General features: G+C 63.9%; 19 protein-coding genes. 5 read left to right on the top strand and 14 right to left on the bottom strand.

The annotated features are described in order from the left end of the window. Positions 1 to 13 precede the first annotated feature (13 nt). Entirely contained in the window at positions 14 to 415 is a 402-nt protein-coding gene (locus tag FLO80_RS12305) for a hypothetical protein (protein ID WP_111366833.1), read from the top strand. 91 nt (positions 416 to 506) lie between these two features. On the opposite strand, the gene FLO80_RS12300 is transcribed toward FLO80_RS12305, so the two are convergent. Further along, complete coding sequence (locus tag FLO80_RS12300) at positions 507 to 1,859, bottom strand: MATE family efflux transporter (RefSeq protein WP_111366831.1); 1,353 nt, start codon at positions 1,857 to 1,859, stop codon at positions 507 to 509. Between the two features lie 50 nt (positions 1,860 to 1,909). Beyond that, positions 1,910 to 2,689 (bottom strand): SDR family oxidoreductase, encoded by a 780-nt coding sequence (locus FLO80_RS12295; protein WP_111366829.1) that lies wholly within the window; start codon positions 2,687 to 2,689, stop codon positions 1,910 to 1,912. Between the two features lie 208 nt (positions 2,690 to 2,897). Here FLO80_RS12295 and FLO80_RS12290 point away from each other — a divergent pair, with 208 nt between their 5' ends. Then, on the top strand, positions 2,898 to 3,911 hold the full coding sequence (locus FLO80_RS12290) for a Hint domain-containing protein (RefSeq protein WP_111366827.1): 1,014 nt from the start codon (positions 2,898 to 2,900) through the stop codon (positions 3,909 to 3,911). A 264-nt stretch (positions 3,912 to 4,175) separates the two neighbouring features. Here FLO80_RS12290 and FLO80_RS12285 read toward each other — a convergent pair whose 3' ends face one another. Next, on the bottom strand, positions 4,176 to 4,547 hold the full coding sequence (locus FLO80_RS12285; RefSeq protein WP_188078287.1) for a BrnA antitoxin family protein: 372 nt from the start codon (positions 4,545 to 4,547) through the stop codon (positions 4,176 to 4,178). A gap of 160 nt (positions 4,548 to 4,707) precedes the next feature. On the opposite strand from FLO80_RS12285, the gene FLO80_RS12280 reads away from it, so the two are divergent. The 3 genes from FLO80_RS12280 (at position 4,708) to FLO80_RS12270 (ending at position 8,972) form a co-directional block, all read left to right on the top strand. Then, positions 4,708 to 6,315, top strand: coding sequence for a peptide chain release factor 3 (locus FLO80_RS12280; RefSeq protein WP_111366825.1), 1,608 nt, complete (start codon positions 4,708 to 4,710; stop codon positions 6,313 to 6,315). Positions 6,316 to 6,353: 38 nt separating this feature from the next. After that, the gene (locus FLO80_RS12275) at positions 6,354 to 7,319 is read left to right on the top strand and encodes a glycosyltransferase family 2 protein (protein WP_111366823.1); all 966 of its coding nucleotides are present in this window, start codon (positions 6,354 to 6,356) and stop codon (positions 7,317 to 7,319) included. A gap of 192 nt (positions 7,320 to 7,511) precedes the next feature. Beyond that, positions 7,512 to 8,972 (top strand): DEAD/DEAH box helicase, encoded by a 1,461-nt coding sequence (locus FLO80_RS12270; protein WP_111366821.1) that lies wholly within the window; start codon positions 7,512 to 7,514, stop codon positions 8,970 to 8,972. Positions 8,973 to 9,044: 72 nt separating this feature from the next. Here the strand turns inward: FLO80_RS12270 and FLO80_RS12265 are convergent, their stop codons facing one another. From FLO80_RS12265 to nuoH, 11 genes are all read right to left on the bottom strand, one after another. After that, positions 9,045 to 10,715 carry a ribonuclease J gene (locus tag FLO80_RS12265; protein ID WP_111366819.1) on the bottom strand — a complete coding sequence of 557 codons (1,671 nt, stop codon included), beginning with the start codon at positions 10,713 to 10,715 and terminating at the stop codon, positions 9,045 to 9,047. Then, the gene (locus FLO80_RS12260; protein ID WP_111366817.1) at positions 10,712 to 11,491 is read right to left on the bottom strand and encodes a type III pantothenate kinase; all 780 of its coding nucleotides are present in this window, start codon (positions 11,489 to 11,491) and stop codon (positions 10,712 to 10,714) included. The genes FLO80_RS12265 and FLO80_RS12260 overlap by 4 nt, the downstream gene beginning before the upstream one ends. Before the next feature lie 11 nt (positions 11,492 to 11,502). Further along, a complete protein-coding gene (locus FLO80_RS12255; RefSeq protein ID WP_111366815.1) occupies positions 11,503 to 12,246 on the bottom strand; it encodes a biotin--[acetyl-CoA-carboxylase] ligase in 744 nt (247 codons plus the stop codon). A 106-nt stretch (positions 12,247 to 12,352) separates the two neighbouring features. Then, positions 12,353 to 13,792: an NADH-quinone oxidoreductase subunit NuoN gene (gene nuoN, locus FLO80_RS12250; RefSeq protein WP_111366813.1), complete on the bottom strand. Its 1,440-nt coding sequence runs from the start codon at positions 13,790 to 13,792 to the stop codon at positions 12,353 to 12,355. 13 nt (positions 13,793 to 13,805) lie between these two features. Further along, positions 13,806 to 15,350 (bottom strand): NADH-quinone oxidoreductase subunit M, encoded by a 1,545-nt coding sequence (locus tag FLO80_RS12245; protein WP_111366811.1) that lies wholly within the window; start codon positions 15,348 to 15,350, stop codon positions 13,806 to 13,808. Next, the gene (gene nuoL, locus FLO80_RS12240) at positions 15,350 to 17,380 is read right to left on the bottom strand and encodes an NADH-quinone oxidoreductase subunit L (protein WP_111366809.1); all 2,031 of its coding nucleotides are present in this window, start codon (positions 17,378 to 17,380) and stop codon (positions 15,350 to 15,352) included. The genes FLO80_RS12245 and nuoL overlap by 1 nt, the downstream gene beginning before the upstream one ends. A 6-nt stretch (positions 17,381 to 17,386) precedes the next feature. Continuing rightward, on the bottom strand, positions 17,387 to 17,692 hold the full coding sequence (gene nuoK / locus FLO80_RS12235) for an NADH-quinone oxidoreductase subunit NuoK (protein ID WP_111366807.1): 306 nt from the start codon (positions 17,690 to 17,692) through the stop codon (positions 17,387 to 17,389). Between the two features lie 100 nt (positions 17,693 to 17,792). Continuing rightward, the gene (locus tag FLO80_RS12230) at positions 17,793 to 18,401 is read right to left on the bottom strand and encodes an NADH-quinone oxidoreductase subunit J (RefSeq protein WP_111366805.1); all 609 of its coding nucleotides are present in this window, start codon (positions 18,399 to 18,401) and stop codon (positions 17,793 to 17,795) included. Further along, positions 18,398 to 18,805, bottom strand: a complete 408-nt coding sequence (locus tag FLO80_RS12225; RefSeq protein WP_111366803.1) for a carboxymuconolactone decarboxylase family protein — start codon at positions 18,803 to 18,805, stop codon at positions 18,398 to 18,400. Before FLO80_RS12225 ends, FLO80_RS12230 begins: the two co-directional genes overlap by 4 nt. Then, the gene (gene nuoI, locus FLO80_RS12220; protein WP_111366801.1) at positions 18,802 to 19,296 is read right to left on the bottom strand and encodes an NADH-quinone oxidoreductase subunit NuoI; all 495 of its coding nucleotides are present in this window, start codon (positions 19,294 to 19,296) and stop codon (positions 18,802 to 18,804) included. Before nuoI ends, FLO80_RS12225 begins: the two co-directional genes overlap by 4 nt. A gap of 3 nt (positions 19,297 to 19,299) precedes the next feature. Next, on the bottom strand, positions 19,300 to 20,337 hold the full coding sequence (nuoH, locus tag FLO80_RS12215; protein ID WP_111366799.1) for an NADH-quinone oxidoreductase subunit NuoH: 1,038 nt from the start codon (positions 20,335 to 20,337) through the stop codon (positions 19,300 to 19,302). Positions 20,338 to 20,339: the final 2 nt, after the last annotated feature.

Raw genomic sequence — 20,339 nt, 5'->3', positions numbered from 1 at the left:
CTAGGACCGAAATATGAGCGGCGAGCTTCCAGATTATTACTTCCGGGTGCGTGAAAACGGCGCCTTCGTGTTCCGCGTGGACACCGAGAACCGCCAGCGCCGGATCGAGATGGACCAGATCGCCGTCGTCAACACCCGCAACGGCGAGATCAAGCCGCATGGCAACCGCGACCTCTCGGAACGCGACCTTGAGGTGATCCGCGACTGGATGCAGGCGCGGATAGACACCCTCGCCGCGCGCGACATCGACGACATCCACCGCGCGGTGGATCACCTCAACCTCACCACCCACTGGGCCCAGTCCCGCGCCAGCGATGCCCAGCTCGAAGAGGTGACGGATGCGCTCCTGCTGGCGATGCACGACCTGCGCACGGTGCTGGTGCGCAAGAAGGCCGACCGGCTGATGAAGGACTGAGCCGCGCGCGCAAATGCAACGCTGTGCAGTCGGCGGCGTTGCGCAAGTGAGTATTTTTCCCAAGAAAGAGCAGGCAGGGCGGGCTGCGCGTTCAGAACGCGCGCGCCATCGAGACCGCGAAAAAGCGCCACGTCAGGAGGCCCGCCGCCACCGCCAGACCGAGCGCAAGGCCGAGCCAGATCCCGACCCCGCCGAAATCCAGCACGAAGCCCAGCCCATAGCTCGCCGGCACGCCCACGACCCAATAGGCCAGCACCGCGATCAGCATCGGCACCTTGGTGTCCTGCGCCCCGCGCAACAGGCCCAGCGCCATGACCTGCGCCGCATCGACCAGCTGGAACAGCGCCGCCGCCGCCATCAGGATGACCCCGATCGCCAGCACCGCCTCGCGCTGCGGATCGTTGGGGTCGAGAAACAGCCCGACCATCGGGCCGGGCACCGTCAGGAACAGCACCACCGATATCAGCGCCGCCACCATCGACAGGGCCAGCACGACAATCGCCCCGCGCCTGAGCCCTTCGTAATCGCGCCGCCCGATCGCGCGGCCCACCCGCACCGTGGCCGCACTCGACAAGCCGAGATGCACCATGAAGACCAGCGACGAGATGTTGAGCGCGATCCCGTGCGCCGCCAGCGGCACCTTGCCGAGCCAGCCCATCATCACCGAACTGGCCGCGAAGAGGCTCACCTCGGCCAGCAGGGTCAGCCCGATCGGCAACCCCACGCGCACCACCTGCCCCAGCGCCTCCCAGTCGGGGCGCCAGAACCGGCGGAACAGCGTGTGTTCCGGCGCCCGGATCAGGATATAGCCCATCAGCGCCACCAGAAGCACCGTCTGCACCACGACCGAGGCAATCGCGGCGCCGCGAATGCCCAGTTCCGGCGCGCCCCAATTGCCGAAGATCAGCGCGTAATTCACCACCACGTTGGCCAGCGCCGCCACCACCGTCCCCCACAGCACGATGCCGGTATATTCGCGCGCCGAAAGATAGCTCTTGAGCACCATCCCCGCCAGCGCCGGCAGGATGCCCCAGCCCGCGATGTTGAGGTATTGCGCGGCCAGCTCGGCGACATCCGCCTCCTGCCCCATCATGCCAAGGATGGGCCGGGCAAAGATGAAGATCGGCATCGCCGCCAGCCCGAATCCGAGCGAGGCCCAAAGCCCCATCCGTGTGACCCGCCGCACCTGCACCGTGTTGCCCTCGGCCTCGGCCGAGGCCACCGCCGGCATCACCGCCAGCGCGAATCCCGCGCCAAAGATGAACAGCACGAAAAACACCATGCCGCCCAGCACGTTACCGGCCAGCGCGCCGACGTCGTACCAGCCAAGCATGAGCGTATCGGTCAACGTCACCGCGTATTGCGCGACGTTGCCGCCAATCAGTGGCAGGCCGAGAATCAGCACCGAACGGGCATGCTCGCGATATGTGACAGGATGTCCCATGGCCTCCCCTTACGCCGCCCCCCGCGGCGCGGCAAGACCCGGTCGTGCCCTTACATCGAGATGTTCGCCGCCCCGCCATCGAGCAGGATATTCTGCCCCACGATAAAGCCCGAATGCCGCGAACACAGGAACGCACAGGCCGCGCCGAACTCGTCGGCCGTGCCATAGCGCCCGGCGGGAATCGTGTCACAGCGCGCCGCGCGCACCTCCTCGGGGGTCAGCCCCTGCGCCTTCGCGGCATTCCCGTCCAGCGCCACGGCGCGGTCGGTCGCGTGAATACCCGGAAGCAGGTTGTTGATCGTCACGCCCGACCCGGCCACCTGCCGCGCCGTGCCCGCGACATAGCCGGTAAGCCCCGCGCGCGCCGAATTCGACAGGCCCAGCACCCCGATCGGCGCCTTGACCGACACCGAGGTGATATTCACCACCCGGCCCCATCCGCGTTCCATCATCCCCGGCAACAGCGCCTTCATCATCGCGATCGGGGCCAGCATGTTGGCATCCAGCGCCTTGATGAAATCCTCGCGCTCCCAGTCATACCACATGCCCGGCGGCGGCCCGCCCGCATTGTTGACAAGGATATCCGCCGCGCCCGCGGCCTCCAGCACCTTGGCGCGGCCCGCTTCGGTGGTAATGTCGGCCGCCACCGGCACAACCTCGACGCCATGCGCCGCGGCGATCTCTTCCGCCGTCGCCTCGAGCGCCTCCGCGCCGCGCGCATTGAGCACCAGCGACACGCCCGCCCCGGCCAGCGCCTCGGCACAGCCCCGGCCCAATCCTTTCGACGAGGCGCAAACCACCGCCTTCTTGCCCGCGATTCCCAGATCCATCTTTTCGCTCCCTTGTTGTCATCTCCGGCCCCGACTTAACCGCAACCCGGCGCGGGATGCCAGCCGATCCCCACGTCGCCGCCAAAACGGCACAACAGGACAGTAATCCACGCCCGGCCCCCAAATCTCCGACACGTTGACCCGATCTCGCCATAATCCTAACCTAGGGCTTCGCCTGTCCGGCACCACCACCACGAAAAGGCCCGAAATGAGCTCCGACCGCGACCGCCCGGCCCATGCCCTGCCCGTCTACCCGTCGGCCATGCTGCGGGTGACGAACGGCGCCAACATGGGCGACGGGCTCGGCTTCGCGGATGAACTGGTGCCCGAAGACAGCTATGAACTCGCCCCCGGCGCGGCCCCGGCCCGGCTCGCGCTCCATACCGCCGATAACGGGCATTTCACCATCGCCGAGGATTCGCCGCTGGGTCGGCCCGGGGCGACCGTGGTGCTCGATTCCTGCCTCACCTTCATGACCCGCGCCAGCGACGTGACCGAGCTGCTGGTGCTGGTCGAGGTCGATGCCGACGGCCACGTCGCCGAGATCTACGGCCTGCCGCTGGCCACGCTCCAGCCCAGGACCGATTACCTGCTGGTTGGCATCGACCGCGAAACCGCCCTGTCGCGCTTTGCACAGGTCGCCTGCGTCTCCTTCGCCCGCGGCACGCGGATCACGCTGGCCACCGGCGAACAGCGCCCGATCGAGGATCTGCGCGTTGGCGACCGCGTGCTTACCCGCGATGACGGCCCGCAGGCCATTCGCTGGATCGGCCAGAACACGGTGCGCGCGGTGGGCGACTTCGCCCCGATCCTGATCACCGCCGACACCCTGCACAATCAGCACGACCTGCTGGTCTCGCCCGATCACCGGCTGTTCATCTATCAACGCTCCGACCGGATCGGCGCGGGCCGCGCCGAAATCCTCGTGCGGGCACGCCACCTCGTCAACGGCGACAGCATCCGGGTGCAGGCGGGCGGGTTCGTCGATTACTTCCAGCTTCTCTTTGACCGCCACCAGATCATCTTCGCCGAAGGCATCGCCGCCGAAACCCTGCTGATCGACCCGCGCACCCGCCCCGCCCTGCCCGACGGCGTGGCCGCGAAACTGGCCGGAACCCTGCCGCGCCACGCCATGGCCAGCCATCTCGACTTCGAGATCGGGCAGAACCTGCTCGACCGCCCCGACGCCGCCGCGATCCTGCGCCGCGCCACGACCCGCTGACCCCGGCACTCCCAACGCCACGCGCGCACCCCTGCTCTTTCTTGGCAAAAATACTCATGGCCTCGCCATCCTCCGGGCCAGCCCCCCGGCATATGTGCCCCCTGCCCATGGCGCGCGGCGGGTGGGTGGGTGGGCCGCGCGCCATGGGCAGGGGCAACGGCGTCTCGCCACCCCGCCCCGGCCTTGCGCCGGGGCCTCTCACCCTCGTCACGGGCCCCAACCCAAATCCGGGGCGCGCGCGTTCCCAATCAAACGCGACACGCTCTATCCCCCGTCGCCACGCCGCGCCTCGCTCAGTTCCGCCATCCGCTCGATCAGCTCCATGAAGGGCGGTGACAACTCGTCCTCGTCCCAATGCGCCTTGATCCGTCCCGCGCTCAGCGCCTCCCAGTAGATCCGCAGCACCGCGTTGATCCGCCGCCCGTATCCCGGCCCGAGCTTGCGAAACCACCGCACCATGTCCGCGTCGAGCCGGATCGTCACCCGATCCTTGACCGGCTCAAGCGGCTGGCGCGACGCGAGACCATTCCACTCCTCGGGCAATGACCGCTCGACCCAGTTCCTCGACAACTGCTCCTGGAAGCGCCGCAACTCCTCGACCATCCGCGCCTCGGCCATGCGTTTCGTTTCACTCATCTTACTCATCCTTTCATGCGACCTCGGCCCCGACCCTGACCGCCAAAGGTTAACGCGGCCCAAGCCGATCGCACGGCAGCCGGGCAACAGCCGGAACGCAGTCGGATGTCACCCCCCTCTTTTCTTGCCTTTGTCCAAAACCTTACCTATACGCGCGCTCATGCTTGACACCGCACCAAACCGCCCCGATCTGCCCGCCGAAATCGCCCGTCGGCGCACCTTTGCCATCATCTCGCACCCGGATGCCGGCAAGACCACGCTGACCGAGAAATTCCTGCTCTTCGGCGGCGCGATCCAGATGGCCGGACAGGTCCGTGCCAAGGGCGAGGCGCGACGCACCCGCTCGGATTTCATGCAGATGGAAAAGGATCGCGGAATCTCCGTCTCGGCTTCGGCAATGTCGTTTGATTTCAAGACGTTCCGCTTCAATCTTGTCGACACGCCCGGGCACTCGGATTTCTCCGAAGACACCTATCGCACGCTCACCGCGGTCGATGCCGCGATCATGGTGATCGACGGCGCCAAGGGGGTCGAGAGCCAGACGCAGAAGCTTTTCGAGGTCTGCCGCATGCGCGACCTGCCGATCCTGACCTTCTGCAACAAGATGGACCGCGAGGCGCGAGACACCTTTGAAATCATTGACGAAATTCAGGAAATGCTGGCCATTCACGTGACCCCGGCCAGTTGGCCCATCGGGCAGGGCCGCGATTTCCTGGGCTGTTACGACATGCTCAATGACCGGCTCGAACTGATGGACCGGGCCGACCGCAACCGGGTGGCCGAAACCATTGAAATCAGGGGCTTGAACGACCCTCTTCTCGCGGAACACATCCCCGCCGACCTGCTCGCGCAACTCCGCGACGAGGTCGAGATGGCCCGCGAACTGCTGCCCACGCTCGATCCGGCGGCGGTGCTCGAAGGCCACATGACGCCGATCTGGTTCGGCTCCGCGATCAATTCCTTCGGGGTCAAGGAACTGATGGAAGGCATCGCCACCTACGGCCCCGAACCGCAACCGCAATCCGCCGATTCTCGCCAGATTTCTCCTGAAGAAACAAAGGTTTCCGGCTTTGTCTTCAAAGTCCAGGCGAACATGGACCCCAAGCACCGCGACCGCGTCGCCTTCATGCGCCTGGCCTCGGGCCACTTCAGGCGCGGCATGAAACTGACCCATGTGCGCAGCAAGAAACCGATGACCGTCTCGGCCCCGGTGCTGTTCCTCGCCTCCGACCGCGAACTCGCCGAAGAGGCCTGGGCCGGCGACATCATCGGCATCCCCAACCACGGGCAATTGCGCATCGGCGACACCCTCACCGAGGGCGAGATGCTGCGCGTCACCGGCATCCCCTCCTTCGCCCCCGAGCTTCTGCAATCGGTCCGCGCCACCGACCCGATGAAGGGCAAACACCTTGAAAAGGCGCTCATGCAATTCGCCGAGGAAGGCGCCGCCAAGGTCTTCAAACCGGCCATCGGTTCGGGCTTCGTCGTCGGCGTTGTCGGCGCCCTGCAATTCGAGGTCCTGGCCTCGCGTATCGAGATGGAATACGGCATCCCGGTGCGCTTCGAGCCGTCACAGTTCACCTCGGCCCGCTGGGTGGACGGCGACAGGCAGGCCGTTGAAAAATTTACAGATTCCAACAAGCAACACATCGCCCACGACCATGATGGCGACATCGTCTATCTCACCCGGCTGCAATGGGATATCGACCGGATCGAACGCGACCATCCCGAGGTGACGCTCAAGGCCACCAAGGAAATGATGGTCTGATCCGCATGCCCGGCGCAGCACAGCAAGGCGGGGATTGAATGGCGCAGGACAGGCTTCGCTGGGGCATCGTCTCGACGATCAAGGCACCGCTGCGCGAGATCGCCGATTTCGCCGCCCATCACCTCGACCTGGACGCGCATCGGTTGATCATCTATCTCGACGATGACAACCCGGCGGCGTTCGAAGCACTGAAACAGCACCCCAAGATCCGCGTGTTCAAGGCCGATGCCGACCATTGGCGCAACCCCAACCGCCCGGCCAAGCATCAGGCCCGCCAGACCGCCAATGCGCGCCACGCCTATACCCGCAAGGCCGCCGATATCGACTGGATCGCGCATATCGATGTTGACGAATTCCTGTGGCCACACAAACCGTTAGAAGATCAACTTCAAGCATTGTCCGCCGATTGCCTCTGCGCCCGCATCCGCCCGGTCGAGGCGCTCTCCTCCGACGGTATCGACGACATTCCCGCCGCTCGCACCTGTTTCAAGGCCATGACCAACGACCGCGCCACCCGCCAACGCCAGACCGAGACGATCTTTCCCACCTATGGCGGGTTTCTCAATGGCGGGTTTCTCTCCCATGTCGCGGGCAAGCTCTTCTTTCGCACCGGCATCGACGGGCTCACCATGAAGATCCACAACATCCATCTTGGCGAGGAGCAGAACCCCGGGCAGGTCGAGCTTGACCAGACCGAGCTGTGCCACATGCATGCCCAAAGCTGGCACGACTTCATCACGAGCTATCGCTACCGCCTTGAACGGGGCTCCTACCGCCCCGACCTCGCCCCCAACCGCGCCCGCGACACGGGTGGTATGTCGATGCACGAATTGTTTACCTTTATCGAGAATACTGAAGGCGAACCCGGCTTGCGCGCCTTTTACGACGAAACCTGCCGCGCCACACCCGCACTGCGCGCGCGGCTCGACGCGCACGGGCTGCTCCGGTGCTACGATCTCGGCCTCGATGCCAAGCGCGCGCGCCATTTCCCATGGCTCGCCTGACCGTCATCGAAACGCGAAACGGCGGCACACGCCAAGGCAGATTGAGCCCGGACACCCCCATGTGATTGACGCTGCTCGCAGATTTCTGTATGTCTGCCGCGTGGGTTATCTATGTGAACTGCCACAGGGCCATCCGGGCCCGCCCCAAAACAGCCGCTACGGGCGCGAATTGTCCGTAAACTACGGATAAAAATGACAAAATTCTCAGACCTGAACCTCGACCCGAAGGTTTTCAAAGCCATCGCGGATGCGGGCTATGAAACACCGACCCCGATTCAGGCGGGTGCGATCCCGCACGCGCTCGAAGGGCGCGATATTCTGGGCATCGCCCAGACCGGCACCGGCAAGACCGCCAGCTTCACCCTTCCGATGGTTTCGATGCTCGCCCGCGGCCGTGCCCGCGCGCGGATGCCGCGCAGCCTCGTGCTCTGCCCGACACGCGAACTTGCCGCGCAGGTGGCCGAAAGCTTCGACACCTACGCGAAATACGTCAAGCTGAGCAAGGCGCTGCTGATCGGCGGGGTCTCGTTCAAGGAACAGGATCTCCTGATCGACAAGGGCGTCGACGTCCTTATCGCCACGCCGGGCCGCCTGCTCGACCATTTCGAACGCGGCAAGCTTCTGCTCAACGGCGTTCAGATCATGGTGGTGGACGAGGCCGACCGCATGCTCGACATGGGCTTCATCCCCGATATCGAACGCATCTTCTCGCTCACCCCCTTCACCCGCCAGACCTTTTTCTACTCGGCCACCATGGCACCCGAGATCGAGCGGATCACCAACACCTTCCTCTCCAACCCCGCCCGGATCGAGGTTGCCCGCCAGGCCACCGCCTCCGAAACCATCGAACAGGGCGTGGTCATGTTCCACCCCTCGCGCCGCGACCGCGAAGCCAGCGAAAAACGCAATCTGCTGCGCGCGCTGATCGACGGCGAGGGCGAAAAACTCACCAATGCGATCGTCTTTTGCAACCGCAAGACCGACGTGGATATCGTCGCCAAATCGCTCAAGAAATCCGGCTACGACGCGGCGCCGATCCATGGCGATCTCGATCAATCCCAACGCACCCGCACGCTCGACGGCTTCCGCGAAGGCAAGCTCAAGCTGCTGATCGCGTCGGACGTCGCCGCCCGCGGGCTCGACGTGCCCTCGGTCAGCCACGTGTTCAATTTCGATGTCCCCGGCCACCCCGAGGATTACGTGCACCGTATCGGCCGCACCGGCCGCGCCGGGCGGGACGGCAAGGCGCTCATGCTCTGCGGCCCGCGCGACGAAAAGAACCTCGACGCGGTTGAAAAGCTGCTCCAGAAGGACATTCCCCGGATCGACAACCCGCTCACGGGCGCCAAACCCGCAAATGACGCGGCCAAGGAGACGGTCCAGGAAACCGGCAAGGACGCACCTCAGAAAGAACCCAAGCCGGCTGCGAAACGCAGCACCCGCAAATCGCCCGACAAATCCGAAAAGCCCGAAAAGGCTGAACAGGACGCGCCCCGCAAGGACGACACGCCCCGCGACACCAAGCCCAAGAGCGATCAGGGCAGCGGCCAGGGCAAGCGCGGGAAATCGGATAGTGGCAACAAGGTTGTCGGCATGGGCGACCACCTGCCCGGCTTCATCGCCAAGAGCTTCGACGAACGCCGCGCCGGGTAACCCCGGCCATTCCTTCATCTTGCGAAAAATACTCCGGGGTCCGGGGCAGAGCCCCGGGTCCGCCGCAACCCGTCACGCCAGGCGGCTCGTGATCACCGTCACCTCGGGTTTCTTGCCGATCTCGTCCTGCGCCACCTTGCGCACGATGCGTTTCATCTCCTGTTCGAGCTTGTCATCATCGGCCAGCGTCTTGGCCCCGGCCCGCGCAAGGAACTGTCCAAGATCGTTCTCCAGAACCTCGACCAGCGCCGCGCGGCTGCGCCCGGTTTCGGGCAGGCCCATCACCTCGCACCATGGCTCGCCCAGCGGTTCATTCGCCTCGTCGAGGATCAGCGTCACCACCACATGCCCGTTCAATGCCATGCGAATCCGGTCGCGCACGATCCCGTCCAGCGCCCCGATCTGCACTGATCCATCGACATAGGTCCGCCCGGTCTCGACAAACCCGGCCACGCTCGGCGCATTGCCCGAAAGGTCCACCATCGTGCCGTTCACCGCCACGATACCTTCGCGTCGGCCCTCCTTGATCAGCTTGACATGCTCGCGCAGCATCCGGTGCTCGCCATGCATCGGGATGATCATCTGCGGATCGACCAGCGCGTGCATCTTGGCCAGATCGGGCCGGTTGGCATGGCCCGATACGTGATACAATCCTGCATTCTCGTCCACCACGTCGACGCCCATTTCGGAAAACTGGTTCATGATGCGGATCACGCCACGTTCATTGCCCGGGATCGTCTTCGACGAGAACAGGAACAGGTCGCCCTCCTTCATCTCGAGCCCGTTATACTTGCCCCGCGCCAGTTGCGCGCTGGCCGCCCGCCGCTCGCCCTGGCTGCCGGTGACCAGCAGCATCAGGCTCTCGCGCGCAATCCCCTGTGCCTCTTCGGGGCTCACCACCTTGGGAAAATCGCGCAGAACCCCGGTCTCGACGCTGGCCTCGATCATCCGCCGCATCGCCCGCCCCAAAAGACAGATCGACCGCCCCGTGCGTTCGCCCGCCAGCGCCAGCGTCTTGACCCGTGCCACGTTCGAGGCAAATGTCGTCGCCACTACCATGCCCTTCGCGCCCTTGAACAACTCCTCGATCTGCGGTTCCAGCTCGGCCTCCGAACGCCCGGCATGGGGCGAGAACACGTTGGTCGAATCGCACATCAGCGCCCGCACCCCCGACTTGCCGATCTCTTCCCAGACGGCCTCGTCGAACGGTTCCCCAACGAGCGGCGTGTGGTCGATCTTGAAATCGCCCGAATGCACCAGCCGCCCCTCGGGCGTGTCGATGACCAGCGCCGAGGTCTCCGGAATCGAATGCGAGATCGGCACAAAGCCGACGCTGAACGGCCCGGCCTCGGTCATCTCGGGCCAGGGCGACACCGTCCGCACGATCCGCTCATCGAGGCCGGCTTCTTTCAACTTGCCGCGCGCGATATTGGCCGTGAACGCGCGGGCATAGACCGGCACGTCCAGAAGGTCGGGAAACCGGCTCACCGCGCCGACGTGGTCCTCGTGCGCATGGCTGATGAAAATCGCCTCCAGCCGATCGCGGCGCTCGATGAGCCAACTCATGTCCGGCAGGATCAGGTCGACCCCCGGGCTGGTGTCCATGTCGGGAAATGTCACCCCCAGGTCGACGAGGATCAGCCGCTCGGCCCCCTCGGGCCCGTAGCCATAGACATAGGCGTTCATGCCCACCTCCCCCGCGCCACCGAGGGGCAGATAGATCAGCCGTTTTTTCTTGCTCATAAGGTGCCCTGTTCTTTGTTATATGCGTGAATCACGGTCAGCCCGTGCATGGTCAGATCGTCCTCGAACCGGTCGAACAGATCCTCGGATTGCTGGAACAGCGGCGCAAGGCCGCCGGTCGCGATGATCTTCATCTCGCGGTCGCGCTCGCCCCGGATGCGGACGCAGATTTCCTTGACGAGGCCGACATAGCCCCAGAACACCCCCGACTGGATACAGGCCACCGTGTTGGTGCCCACCACCTTCTGCGGCTTGGCGATATCGACATGCGGCAGCGCAGCGGCGGCCATGTGCAGCGCTTCCAGCGACAGGTTCACGCCGGGCGCGATCACCCCGCCGACATAGGCGCCATCGGCGGCCACCACGTCGAATGTCGTGGCGGTGCCGAAATCGACCACGATGATATCCCCGCCATGCCGGTCAAAGGCGGCGGCGGTGTTCACAAGCCGGTCCGGCCCGACCTGCGTGCCCGCATCCACCCGCGGCGGATGCGGCAAAAGGCATTCCGGGCGCCCCACGACAAGCGGACGGCAATTGAAGAACCGGTCGGCAAAGACCCGCAGGTTGAACACCACGCGCGGCACGGTCGAGCTGATGATCACCTCGGTGATATCCGTCTCGATCCCGTAATGCTTGATCAGCGTCGAAAACCACGTGAAATAGGCATCCGCCGTGCGCGAATGGTGGGTCGAGGTGCGCAGCGTGCACAGGAACCGTTCGCCATCCCAGATCGAAAACACCGTGTTGGTGTTGCCGCAATCAATGCACAGAAGCATGCCCCGCCCCCTCAAAAGAAAACCTCGGCCGCGGCAATCGCCCGGCGCCCATCCGCGGTGGATAGAACAAGATTGCCCCGCTCGTCCACCGTCTCGAAAACCCCGCGCCATTCCTCGCGCGCGGTGCGCGCCACGATCGCCTCGCCCAACCGGGCGGCGCGGGCCAGCCATGCCGCGCGGATCGGCGCGAAACCTTGCGCACGAAACCGCGCCTCCCACTGCGCATAGGCCGGGGCCAGCAGGTCGAGAAACTCTTCCGGGTCGACCCGCACCCCGGTCTCCCCGACAAGCGACACGGGGGCCACCGCACCCGGTTCGACCCTGTCGGGCGCATTGCACAGGTTGACCCCGATGCCGATCGCCAGATGGCCGATCCGCCCCCCCTGCCCGCTGCTTTCCAGCAGGATCCCGGCCAGCTTGCCCCCGTTCAACAGCACATCATTGGGCCATTTGAGGCTCAGCCCGCTGCCCCGCCCCACGGCCAGCGCCAGCGCGTCATAAAGCGCCAGCGCCGCCACGAAGGACCTGAGCGCCACCTCCGCCGCGCCCCCTTCGGGCCGCATCACCAGCGTTGCGGCGAAATTGCCCTCCGGGTCGGTCCAGGCCCGCCCGCGCCGCCCGCGCCCCCGGGTCTGGCGCCGCGCCAATATCCACTCGGGCCGCTCCAGCCCCGGCCCGATGCGGGCGGCCTCTTCCATCGTGCTGCCCACCTCGTCCAGCACCCGCCGCCCATATCCAACCGGCCAGTCGTTCATGACCGCACCTGCCGCTCTTTCTTGGTAAAAATACTCAAACTCGACCCTTCAACACGCAAGACGCCCGCCATCACGGGCGGGCGCTCGCAAAATGTTGCAACCTGTCTCAGTTGACCAGCGCCGCCGCCGCCGCCTGCGCCGCCGTCTCGATGCCAAAGAGGTTCACCACCCCGACGACCATGATCGCGGCACTCGCCATCAAAAGCACCCCGGCGACCGACGCGCGGCTGCGGTCCAGCGCCTCGCCCTCCTCGCCGAAATACATGTAATAGACGATGCGCAGGTAGTAAAAGGCGCCGATCACGCTCGCCACCACACCGGCCACGGCCAGCCAGACAAGCCCCGCGTCATAGGCCGCGCGCAGCACGTAGAACTTGCCGAAAAAGCCCACCAGCGGCGGCACGCCGGCAAGGCTGAACAAGAGCACCAGCATCGCCAGCGCCCGGCCCGGCTCGGCCTTGGCATACTGGTTCAACGCCGAAATATCCGTCACCGGCTGCCCGTCACGCTCCATCGACAGGATAAAGGCGAAGGTGCCCACGTTCATCGTCACATAGATCGCCATGTAAACCAGCATCGCCTGCACGCCCAGCACCGTGCCCGCCGCCAGCCCCATCAGCGCATACCCCATATGCGCGATCGAGCTATAGGCCATCAGCCGCTTGATATTGGTCTGGCCGATCGCCGCCACCCCGCCAAGGAACATCGACAGAAGCGACAGAACCGCCAGAACCTGGCCCCAATCGGTGCTCACCCCGCCAAAGGCGTCATGCAGCACCCGCGCCAGAAGCGCCATCGCCGCCACCTTGGGGGCGGTCGCGAAAAACGCCGTGACCGGGGTGGGCGCGCCCTCGTAAACATCCGGCGTCCACATGTGAAACGGCACCGCGCTGACCTTGAAGGCCAGCCCCGCCATCACGAAGACCAGCCCGAACAGAAGGCCAAGCGGCGCCTGCCCCTCGCCCGCCGCGTCGATGATGCCGGAAAACAGCGTCGTGCCCGCAAAGCCATAGGTGAGCGAGGCCCCGTAAAGCAGCAACCCGGAACTGAGCGCGCCCAGCACGAAATACTTGAGCCCCGCCTCGGTCGAACGCGCCGAGTCGCGCCGCATCGCCGCCACCACGTAAAGCGACAGCGATTGCAGCTCGAGCCCCATGTAAAGCGCCATGAGATCCCCGGCCGACACCATCACCATCATGCCGATGACCGACAGCACCAGCAAAAGCGGGTACTCGAACCGCATCATGTCGCGCTTGGCCATGAAATCCTGCCCCATGACCAGCACCGCCGCGCCGGACATGAGGATCGTGACCTTGGCAAAGCGCGAGAACCCGTCATCGTGGAACATGCCGCCAAAGGCCGCGCGCGTGCCCTCGCCGTTGATTCCGATCCACGCCGCCAGCACCGCCATCAACCCCGCAGTCAGCCAGATCAGCGGCCCGGTGAACCGGTCCTTGCCGGCATAGACCGCGATCAGCAGGGCCGCCATGGCATAGAGCGCCAGCACAATCTCGGGCAGGATTACATTCAGATCAGCCTGGATCATCTCTGTCACTCCGTCACTGCGACGCCGCGAACTGGCTTGCGGATGCCGCATTCGCCAGCGCGGTTTCGTAATTTCCAATCAGCGCCCCGACCGACGGCCCGATGATATCGGTCACAAGCGCCGGATAGACACCCAGCAAAAGGGTCATCGCCACCAGCGGCGCAAAGATCGCCTTTTCGCGCGTGGTCATGTCCTTGATCGTCTTGAGGCTCTCCTTGATGAGATCGCCCATGACCACCCGGCGATAGAGCCAGAGCGCGTAAGCCGCCGACAGGATCACCCCCGACGTGGCGAAAAGCGCCACCCATGTGTTGACCTTGAAGATCCCCACCAGCGTCAGGAACTCGCCCACGAACCCGGACGTGCCGGGCAGCCCGACATTGGCCATGGTGAAGAACATGAAGATGAGCGCATAGGCCGGCATCCGGTTCACGAGGCCGCCATAGGCGTCGATCTCGCGGGTGTGCATCCGGTCATAGATCACCCCCACGCAGAGGAAGAGCGCGCCGGAGATGAAACCGTGGCTGATCATCTGGAAGATCGCGCCGTCGATCCCCTGCTGGTTGGCCGCGAAAATCCCCATCGTAACATAGCCCATGTGCGCCACCGACGAATAGGCGATGAGTTTCTTCATGTCCTCCTGCACCAGCGCCACGAGGCTCGTGTAAACGATGGCGATCGCCGACATCCAGAACACCAGCGGGGTGAGAAGGTCCGCCCCCACCGGGAACATCGGCAGCGAGAAGCGCAGGAAGCCATAGCCCCCCATCTTCAGCAGGATCGCGGCCAGAACGACCGACCCGGCGGTCGGCGCCTGCACGTGCGCATCGGGCAGCCATGTGTGCACCGGCCACATCGGCATCTTCACCGCGAAACTGGCGAAAAAAGCGATGAACATCAGCGTCTGCATCCCGCCCACGATCTGGAACCCGAAAAGCGAGATCGTCTCGGACCCGAAATCATGCCGCAAGAGCTGGGCGATGTCGGTGGTCCCGGCCTCGGCATACATCCCCACCATCGCCACCAGCATCAGCACCGAACCGAGGAAGGTGTAGAGGAAGAACTTGAAGCTGGCATAGATCCGCTCCTTACCGCCCCAGATCCCGATGATCAGGAACATCGGGATAAGCCCGGCCTCGAAGAAGAGATAGAAGAGCACGAGGTCGAGCGCCATGAACACGCCCAGCATCAGCGTTTCCAAGAGCAGGAAGGCGATCATGTATTCCTTGACGCGGTCGGTCACGTTCCAGCTTGCCGCGATGGTCAGCGGCATGATGAAGGTGGTCAGCATCACGAAAAGAACGCTGATCCCGTCGACCCCCATCTTGTATTGCAGACCGAGGAGCCATGCGCGCTCCTCGACCATCTGGAAGCCCGTGTTCGAGGGGTCGAACCCGGCCAGGATGAACAGCGACACGAGGAAGGTCAGGCCGGTGGCCAGAAGCGCCACCCACTTGGCGTTGCGCTGTGCCGCCTCGTCCTCGCCCCGCAGGAAGACCAGCAGGATAAGCGCCGCCAGCGCCGGGATGAAGGTGACGATGGAAAGAAGGTTGTCCATTACTGCGCTCCCCCGCCAAGAGCCATCCAGGTGACGAGGATCACGATCCCGATCACCATGGCGAAGGCATAGGTAAAGATGTATCCCGATTGCGCCCGCCCGGCGAGCCGCGTAACCCACGGGATCGCGCCCATGGCCACCCCGTTGATCGTCCCGTCGATCGCCCCGCCATCGCCGCGTTTCCACAGGAACCGGCCCACCGCCTTGGTGGGACGGACCAGCACGAAGTCATAGATCTCGTCGAAATACCACTTGTTGAGCAGGAAGAGGTAAAGCGGCCGGTTCGCCTCGGCCACGCGCCTGGGCATCTTGGGATCGAGAACATAGAACCAGAGCGCCACCACCAGCCCGATCAGCATCGCGATGAACGGGCTCACCTTGACCCATTTGGGCGCGTGATGCGCGTCGTCCATCACGTGGTTGTCCGGCGCCATGAAGATCGCCCCCTGCGGCGCCACTCCGGCCATTGTTGCGGCATCCTCGCTCGCCTCGGCGTGCTGTTCGGGAATGCCGTAGAACCGGTTGACCTCGTCATGATCGCCAAAGAACGACCCGAACCAGATCATCCCCGCGAAAATCGCGCCCAGCCCCAGAACCCCCAGCGGGATCAGCATCACCACCGGGCTTTCATGGGCATGCTCATGGGTGTGCTTGTCGCCGCGCGGCTTGCCATAGAAGGTCATGAACATCAGCCGCCAGCTATAGAAACTGGTGAACAGCGCCGCGATCACCAGCGCCCAGAAGGCAAAGCCCGCATCGGTCCCCGCCCATGCGCTCTCGATCACAGCGTCTTTCGACAGGAACCCGGCAAACCCGATATGGGTGAGCGGAATACCCACCCCGGTGATCGCCAACGTGCCCACCATCATTGCCCAGAACGTATAGGGGATCTTCTTGCGCAGCCCGCCATAGTTGCGCATGTCCTGCTCGTGATGCATCGCGTGGATGACCGAGCCCGCACCGAGAAACAGCATCGCCTTGAAGAAGGCATGGGTGAAAAGGTGGAACATCGCCACCGAATAGACGCCGACACCCGCCGCCACGAACATGTACCCCAGCTGGCTACAGGTCGAATAGGCGATGACCCGCTTGATGTCGTTCTGCACAAGGCCCACGGTCGCCGCGAAAAACGCCGTCATCGCCCCGATATAGACCACGATCATCTTGGCTTCGGGCGCGAATTCCATCAACGGCGACATCCGGCACACGAGGAACACCCCCGCCGTCACCATGGTGGCGGCGTGAATGAGCGCCGAAACCGGCGTCGGGCCTTCCATCGCGTCGGGCAGCCATGTGTGCAGGAAAAGCTGCGCCGATTTGCCCATCGCCCCCACGAACAAAAGGAAAGCCAGCAGGTTCGCCGCGTTCCACTCGGTCCAAAGGAAGGTAAGCTGCGTTTCGGCCAGCATCGGTCCGGCCGCGAAAATATCGTCGAGCATGATCGAATCGACGAGGAAGAACAGGCCAAAGATACCCAGCGCGAACCCGAAATCCCCCACGCGGTTGACCACGAACGCCTTGATCGCCGCGGCATTCGCGCTCGGTTTCTTGTAATAGAACCCGATCAGCAGATACGAGGCGACGCCCACGCCTTCCCAGCCAAAGAACATCTGGACAAGGTTGTCGGCCGTCACCAGCATCAGCATCGCGAAGGTAAAGAACGACAGGTAGGCAAAGAACCGCGGGCGATAGCTTTCCTTTTCGCTGAAATTCTCGTCATGCGCCATGTAGCCCATGGAATAAAGATGCACGAGCGCCGAAACGGTCGTCACCACGATCAGCATGATCGCGGTCAGCCGGTCCATGCGGATGCCCCATGACGTGTCGAGCGTGCCCGACTGAATCCAGCGCATCACCTCGATATGCTGCGTGGTCCCGTCATGGCCAAAGAACACGATCCACGACAAAAGGCAGATCAGGAACAGGATGCCCGTGGTCAACCACTGCGCGGCCTGATCGCCGATGATCCGCCAGCCAAACCCCGCGATGATCGCGGCCACGAGCGGGGCAAAGAGAATGATCTGTTCCATGACCCCTTACCCTTTCATCACGTTGACGTCTTCGACGTCGATCGTGCCCCGGTTGCGGAAGAAGACGACAAGAATGGCCAGCCCGATCGCCGCCTCGGCCGCCGCCACGGTCAGCACGAACAAGGCAAAGACCTGCCCCACCATGTCACCGAGGAAACTCGAAAAGGCGACAAGGTTGATGTTCACCGAAAGCAGGATCAACTCGATCGACATCAGCAGGATGATCACGTTCTTCCGATTGAGGAAAAGCCCGAATATGCCGATGACGAAAAGCGTCGTCGCCACCGTGAGATAATGTTCAAGTCCGATCATGTCTGTCCCTCTTCGGTCTATCCGCCGAAATAACCGTTTGCGACCAGAACAGCGGTGAGAACCCCGATGGCCACCGCTGTCCAGGTCCCCGCGTTCATCCCTAAAGCCCCTGCCCCGGCTTCACATCCTTCAACTCGATCGCCGTGGCCGGATCGCGCCACATCTGTTGCAGCACATCCTGCCGCTTGACACCCTCGCGGTGGCGCAGCGTCAGGACAATCGCCCCGATCATCGCCACCAGCAGGATAAGCCCGGCCAACTGGAACAGCAGGAAATATTGATCATAAAGCAAGAGACCGAGCGCCGCCGTGTTCTCGACCCCCTCGGGCGTGGGCGCAGCGCGCGCGGCCTCGGCCCCCTCGGCGATGTGCCAATCACCAAAGGCCAGCCCCAGTTGCATCAGAAGAACCACGCCAATCGCCAGCGCGATGGGCAGGTATTGCGCCATCCCCGCCTTCAACTCGGCGAAATCCACGTCCAGCATCATCACCACGAAGAGGAACAGGACCGCCACCGCGCCGACATAGACGATGATGAGCAGCATCGCCACGAATTCGGCGCCCAGGAGCACGAACAACCCCGCGCTCGACAGGAAGGCCAGGATCAGGAACAGCACCGAATGCACCGGGTTGCGGCTGACCACCGTGAAAAAACCGCCGACGATGGCGGACAGGGCGAAAAGGTAAAATGCAAGGCTCGCGACGGTCATGTGTCATCTTCCTCGTTCTCGGCCAGGACATCGCGGGCCAGTTCCATGGCCCGTGTCATGGCGGGTATGCCGGCGAACATCGACATCTGCGCGATGGTCTCGGCAATTTCCTCGCGGGTGGCGCCCGCCTCGATCAGGTGGCGCACCGTCATGCGAAACGGCGTCTCGGCCTGCGCGCCCTGCATGGTCATCCCCGCCAGCGTCAACAACAGCCGCGTCTTGGCGTCAAGCCCCTCCTGCGACATGCCCTTGCCGAACCACATCTCCATCACCTCTTTCGGCATGGTCGGCCACAGCTTCTCGAACCCCTTGGGCGAAAAGGATTCCAGCGCCGGGTTGAAGGCTTGTGCCATCTCCTGCGCCTGCGCCATCATCAATTCGAAAGGGCTTTTCGCGTCGCTCATCGGTAGGGTGCATCCATCTCAAGGCTGCGGGCGATCTCGGCTTCCCAGCGGTCCCCGTTCGCCAGAAGCTTCTCCTTGTTGTAGAAAAGCTCCTCGCGGGTCTCGGTGGCGAACTCGAAATTCGGCCCCTCGACGATCGCATCCACCGGGCAGGCTTCCTCGCAAAAGCCGCAATAGATGCATTTCGTCATGTCGATGTCATAACGCGTGGTCCGGCGGCTGCCATCGTCACGCGGTTCGGCATCAATCGTGATCGCCTGCGCCGGGCAGATCGCCTCGCACAGCTTGCAGGCGATACAGCGCTCCTCGCCATTGGGATAACGCCGCAGCGCATGTTCGCCGCGAAAGCGCGGGCTAAGCGGCCCCTTCTCGTGCGGATAGTTGAGCGTCGCCTTGGGCGCGAAGAAATACTTCAGCCCCAGCCACATGCCCTTGGCAAAATCGGTGAGCAGGAAATACCCCGCCGCGCGCCTGTAATCGACATTCGCCATCAGTCAGCCCCCCATCGTCCAGCGCGCGTAAACGCCCCAGAACCATTCGAATTTTGCCGCGAAGGCCACGAACACCACCCAGCCGAGCGACAGCGGCAGGAACACTTTCCAACCGATCCGCATCAACTGGTCATAGCGGTAACGCGGCGTGATCGCCTTCACCATCGCGAAGATGAAGAAAAAGAACGCCATCTTGCCCACCATCCACAGCACGCCATCCGGCAGCCCCGGAATGGGCGACAGCCACCCGCCGAAGAAGAGCAGGCTGGTGAGCGCACACATCAGGAAAATCGCGATATATTCGCCGGCCATGAACAACAGGAACGGCGTCGCCGAATATTCCACCTGGTAGCCCGCCACCAGCTCCGATTCCGCCTCGGGCAGATCAAAGGGCGGGCGGTTGGTCTCGGCCAGCGCGCTGATGAAGAACAGGAACACCATCGGGAAATGCGGCAGCCAGTACCAGCCAAAGAACCCGTAACCCGTGTCCTGCGCCGCCACGATATTGCCGAAACTCATCGAACCCGTCGAGATGATGATCCCGATGATGATGAGGCCAAGCGAGACCTCGTAAGAGATCATCTGCGCCGCCGAACGCAAGCTGCCGAGGAACGGGTATTTCGAGTTGCTGGCCCAGCCCCCCATGATCACGCCGTAAACCTCGAGCGAGGACACCGCGAACACAAAGAGGATCGCCACGTTGATATCCGAAAGAACCCACCCCTCGTTGAACGGAATGACCGCCCAGGCCAGGATCGCCAGCACGAAACTCGTCAGCGGCGCGAGCAGGAACACCGGCTTGTCGGCCCCCGCCGGGATCACCACCTCCTTCAGCACGTATTTGAGCGCATCCGCCACCGATTGCAGGATGCCGAAGGCCCCCACCACGTTCGGCCCCCGGCGCATCTGCACCGCGGCCCAGATCTTGCGATCCCCGTAAACGAGGAACAGAAGCGAGATCATCACGAACCCCACGACCGCAAGGCATTGCGCCACGATCAGCACGAAGATCCCAAAAGGGGTGGTAAAGAATTCAGCCATCA

The organism is Aquicoccus porphyridii, from assembly GCF_008369105.1.
GTDB lineage: Bacteria > Pseudomonadota > Alphaproteobacteria > Rhodobacterales > Rhodobacteraceae > Aquicoccus > Aquicoccus porphyridii.
The sequence above is the reverse complement of the archived record's forward strand: the minus strand, read 5'-3'. Positions and strand labels throughout refer to the sequence as shown.

Coding starts and splice junctions, on each gene's coding strand:
- FLO80_RS12305 (WP_111366833.1), top strand. CDS start 14: ATGAGCGGCGAGCTTCCAGATTATTACTTCCGGGTGCGTGAAAACGGC.
- FLO80_RS12300 (WP_111366831.1), bottom strand. CDS start 1,859: ATGGGACATCCTGTCACATATCGCGAGCATGCCCGTTCGGTGCTGATT.
- FLO80_RS12295 (WP_111366829.1), bottom strand. CDS start 2,689: ATGGATCTGGGAATCGCGGGCAAGAAGGCGGTGGTTTGCGCCTCGTCG.
- FLO80_RS12290 (WP_111366827.1), top strand. CDS start 2,898: ATGAGCTCCGACCGCGACCGCCCGGCCCATGCCCTGCCCGTCTACCCG.
- FLO80_RS12285 (WP_188078287.1), bottom strand. CDS start 4,547: ATGAGTGAAACGAAACGCATGGCCGAGGCGCGGATGGTCGAGGAGTTG.
- FLO80_RS12280 (WP_111366825.1), top strand. CDS start 4,708: ATGCTTGACACCGCACCAAACCGCCCCGATCTGCCCGCCGAAATCGCC.
- FLO80_RS12275 (WP_111366823.1), top strand. CDS start 6,354: ATGGCGCAGGACAGGCTTCGCTGGGGCATCGTCTCGACGATCAAGGCA.
- FLO80_RS12270 (WP_111366821.1), top strand. CDS start 7,512: ATGACAAAATTCTCAGACCTGAACCTCGACCCGAAGGTTTTCAAAGCC.
- FLO80_RS12265 (WP_111366819.1), bottom strand. CDS start 10,715: ATGAGCAAGAAAAAACGGCTGATCTATCTGCCCCTCGGTGGCGCGGGG.
- FLO80_RS12260 (WP_111366817.1), bottom strand. CDS start 11,491: ATGCTTCTGTGCATTGATTGCGGCAACACCAACACGGTGTTTTCGATC.
- FLO80_RS12255 (WP_111366815.1), bottom strand. CDS start 12,246: ATGAACGACTGGCCGGTTGGATATGGGCGGCGGGTGCTGGACGAGGTG.
- nuoN (WP_111366813.1), bottom strand. CDS start 13,792: ATGATCCAGGCTGATCTGAATGTAATCCTGCCCGAGATTGTGCTGGCG.
- FLO80_RS12245 (WP_111366811.1), bottom strand. CDS start 15,350: ATGGACAACCTTCTTTCCATCGTCACCTTCATCCCGGCGCTGGCGGCG.
- nuoL (WP_111366809.1), bottom strand. CDS start 17,380: ATGGAACAGATCATTCTCTTTGCCCCGCTCGTGGCCGCGATCATCGCG.
- nuoK (WP_111366807.1), bottom strand. CDS start 17,692: ATGATCGGACTTGAACATTATCTCACGGTGGCGACGACGCTTTTCGTC.
- FLO80_RS12230 (WP_111366805.1), bottom strand. CDS start 18,401: ATGACCGTCGCGAGCCTTGCATTTTACCTTTTCGCCCTGTCCGCCATC.
- FLO80_RS12225 (WP_111366803.1), bottom strand. CDS start 18,805: ATGAGCGACGCGAAAAGCCCTTTCGAATTGATGATGGCGCAGGCGCAG.
- nuoI (WP_111366801.1), bottom strand. CDS start 19,296: ATGGCGAATGTCGATTACAGGCGCGCGGCGGGGTATTTCCTGCTCACC.
- nuoH (WP_111366799.1), bottom strand. CDS start 20,337: ATGGCTGAATTCTTTACCACCCCTTTTGGGATCTTCGTGCTGATCGTG.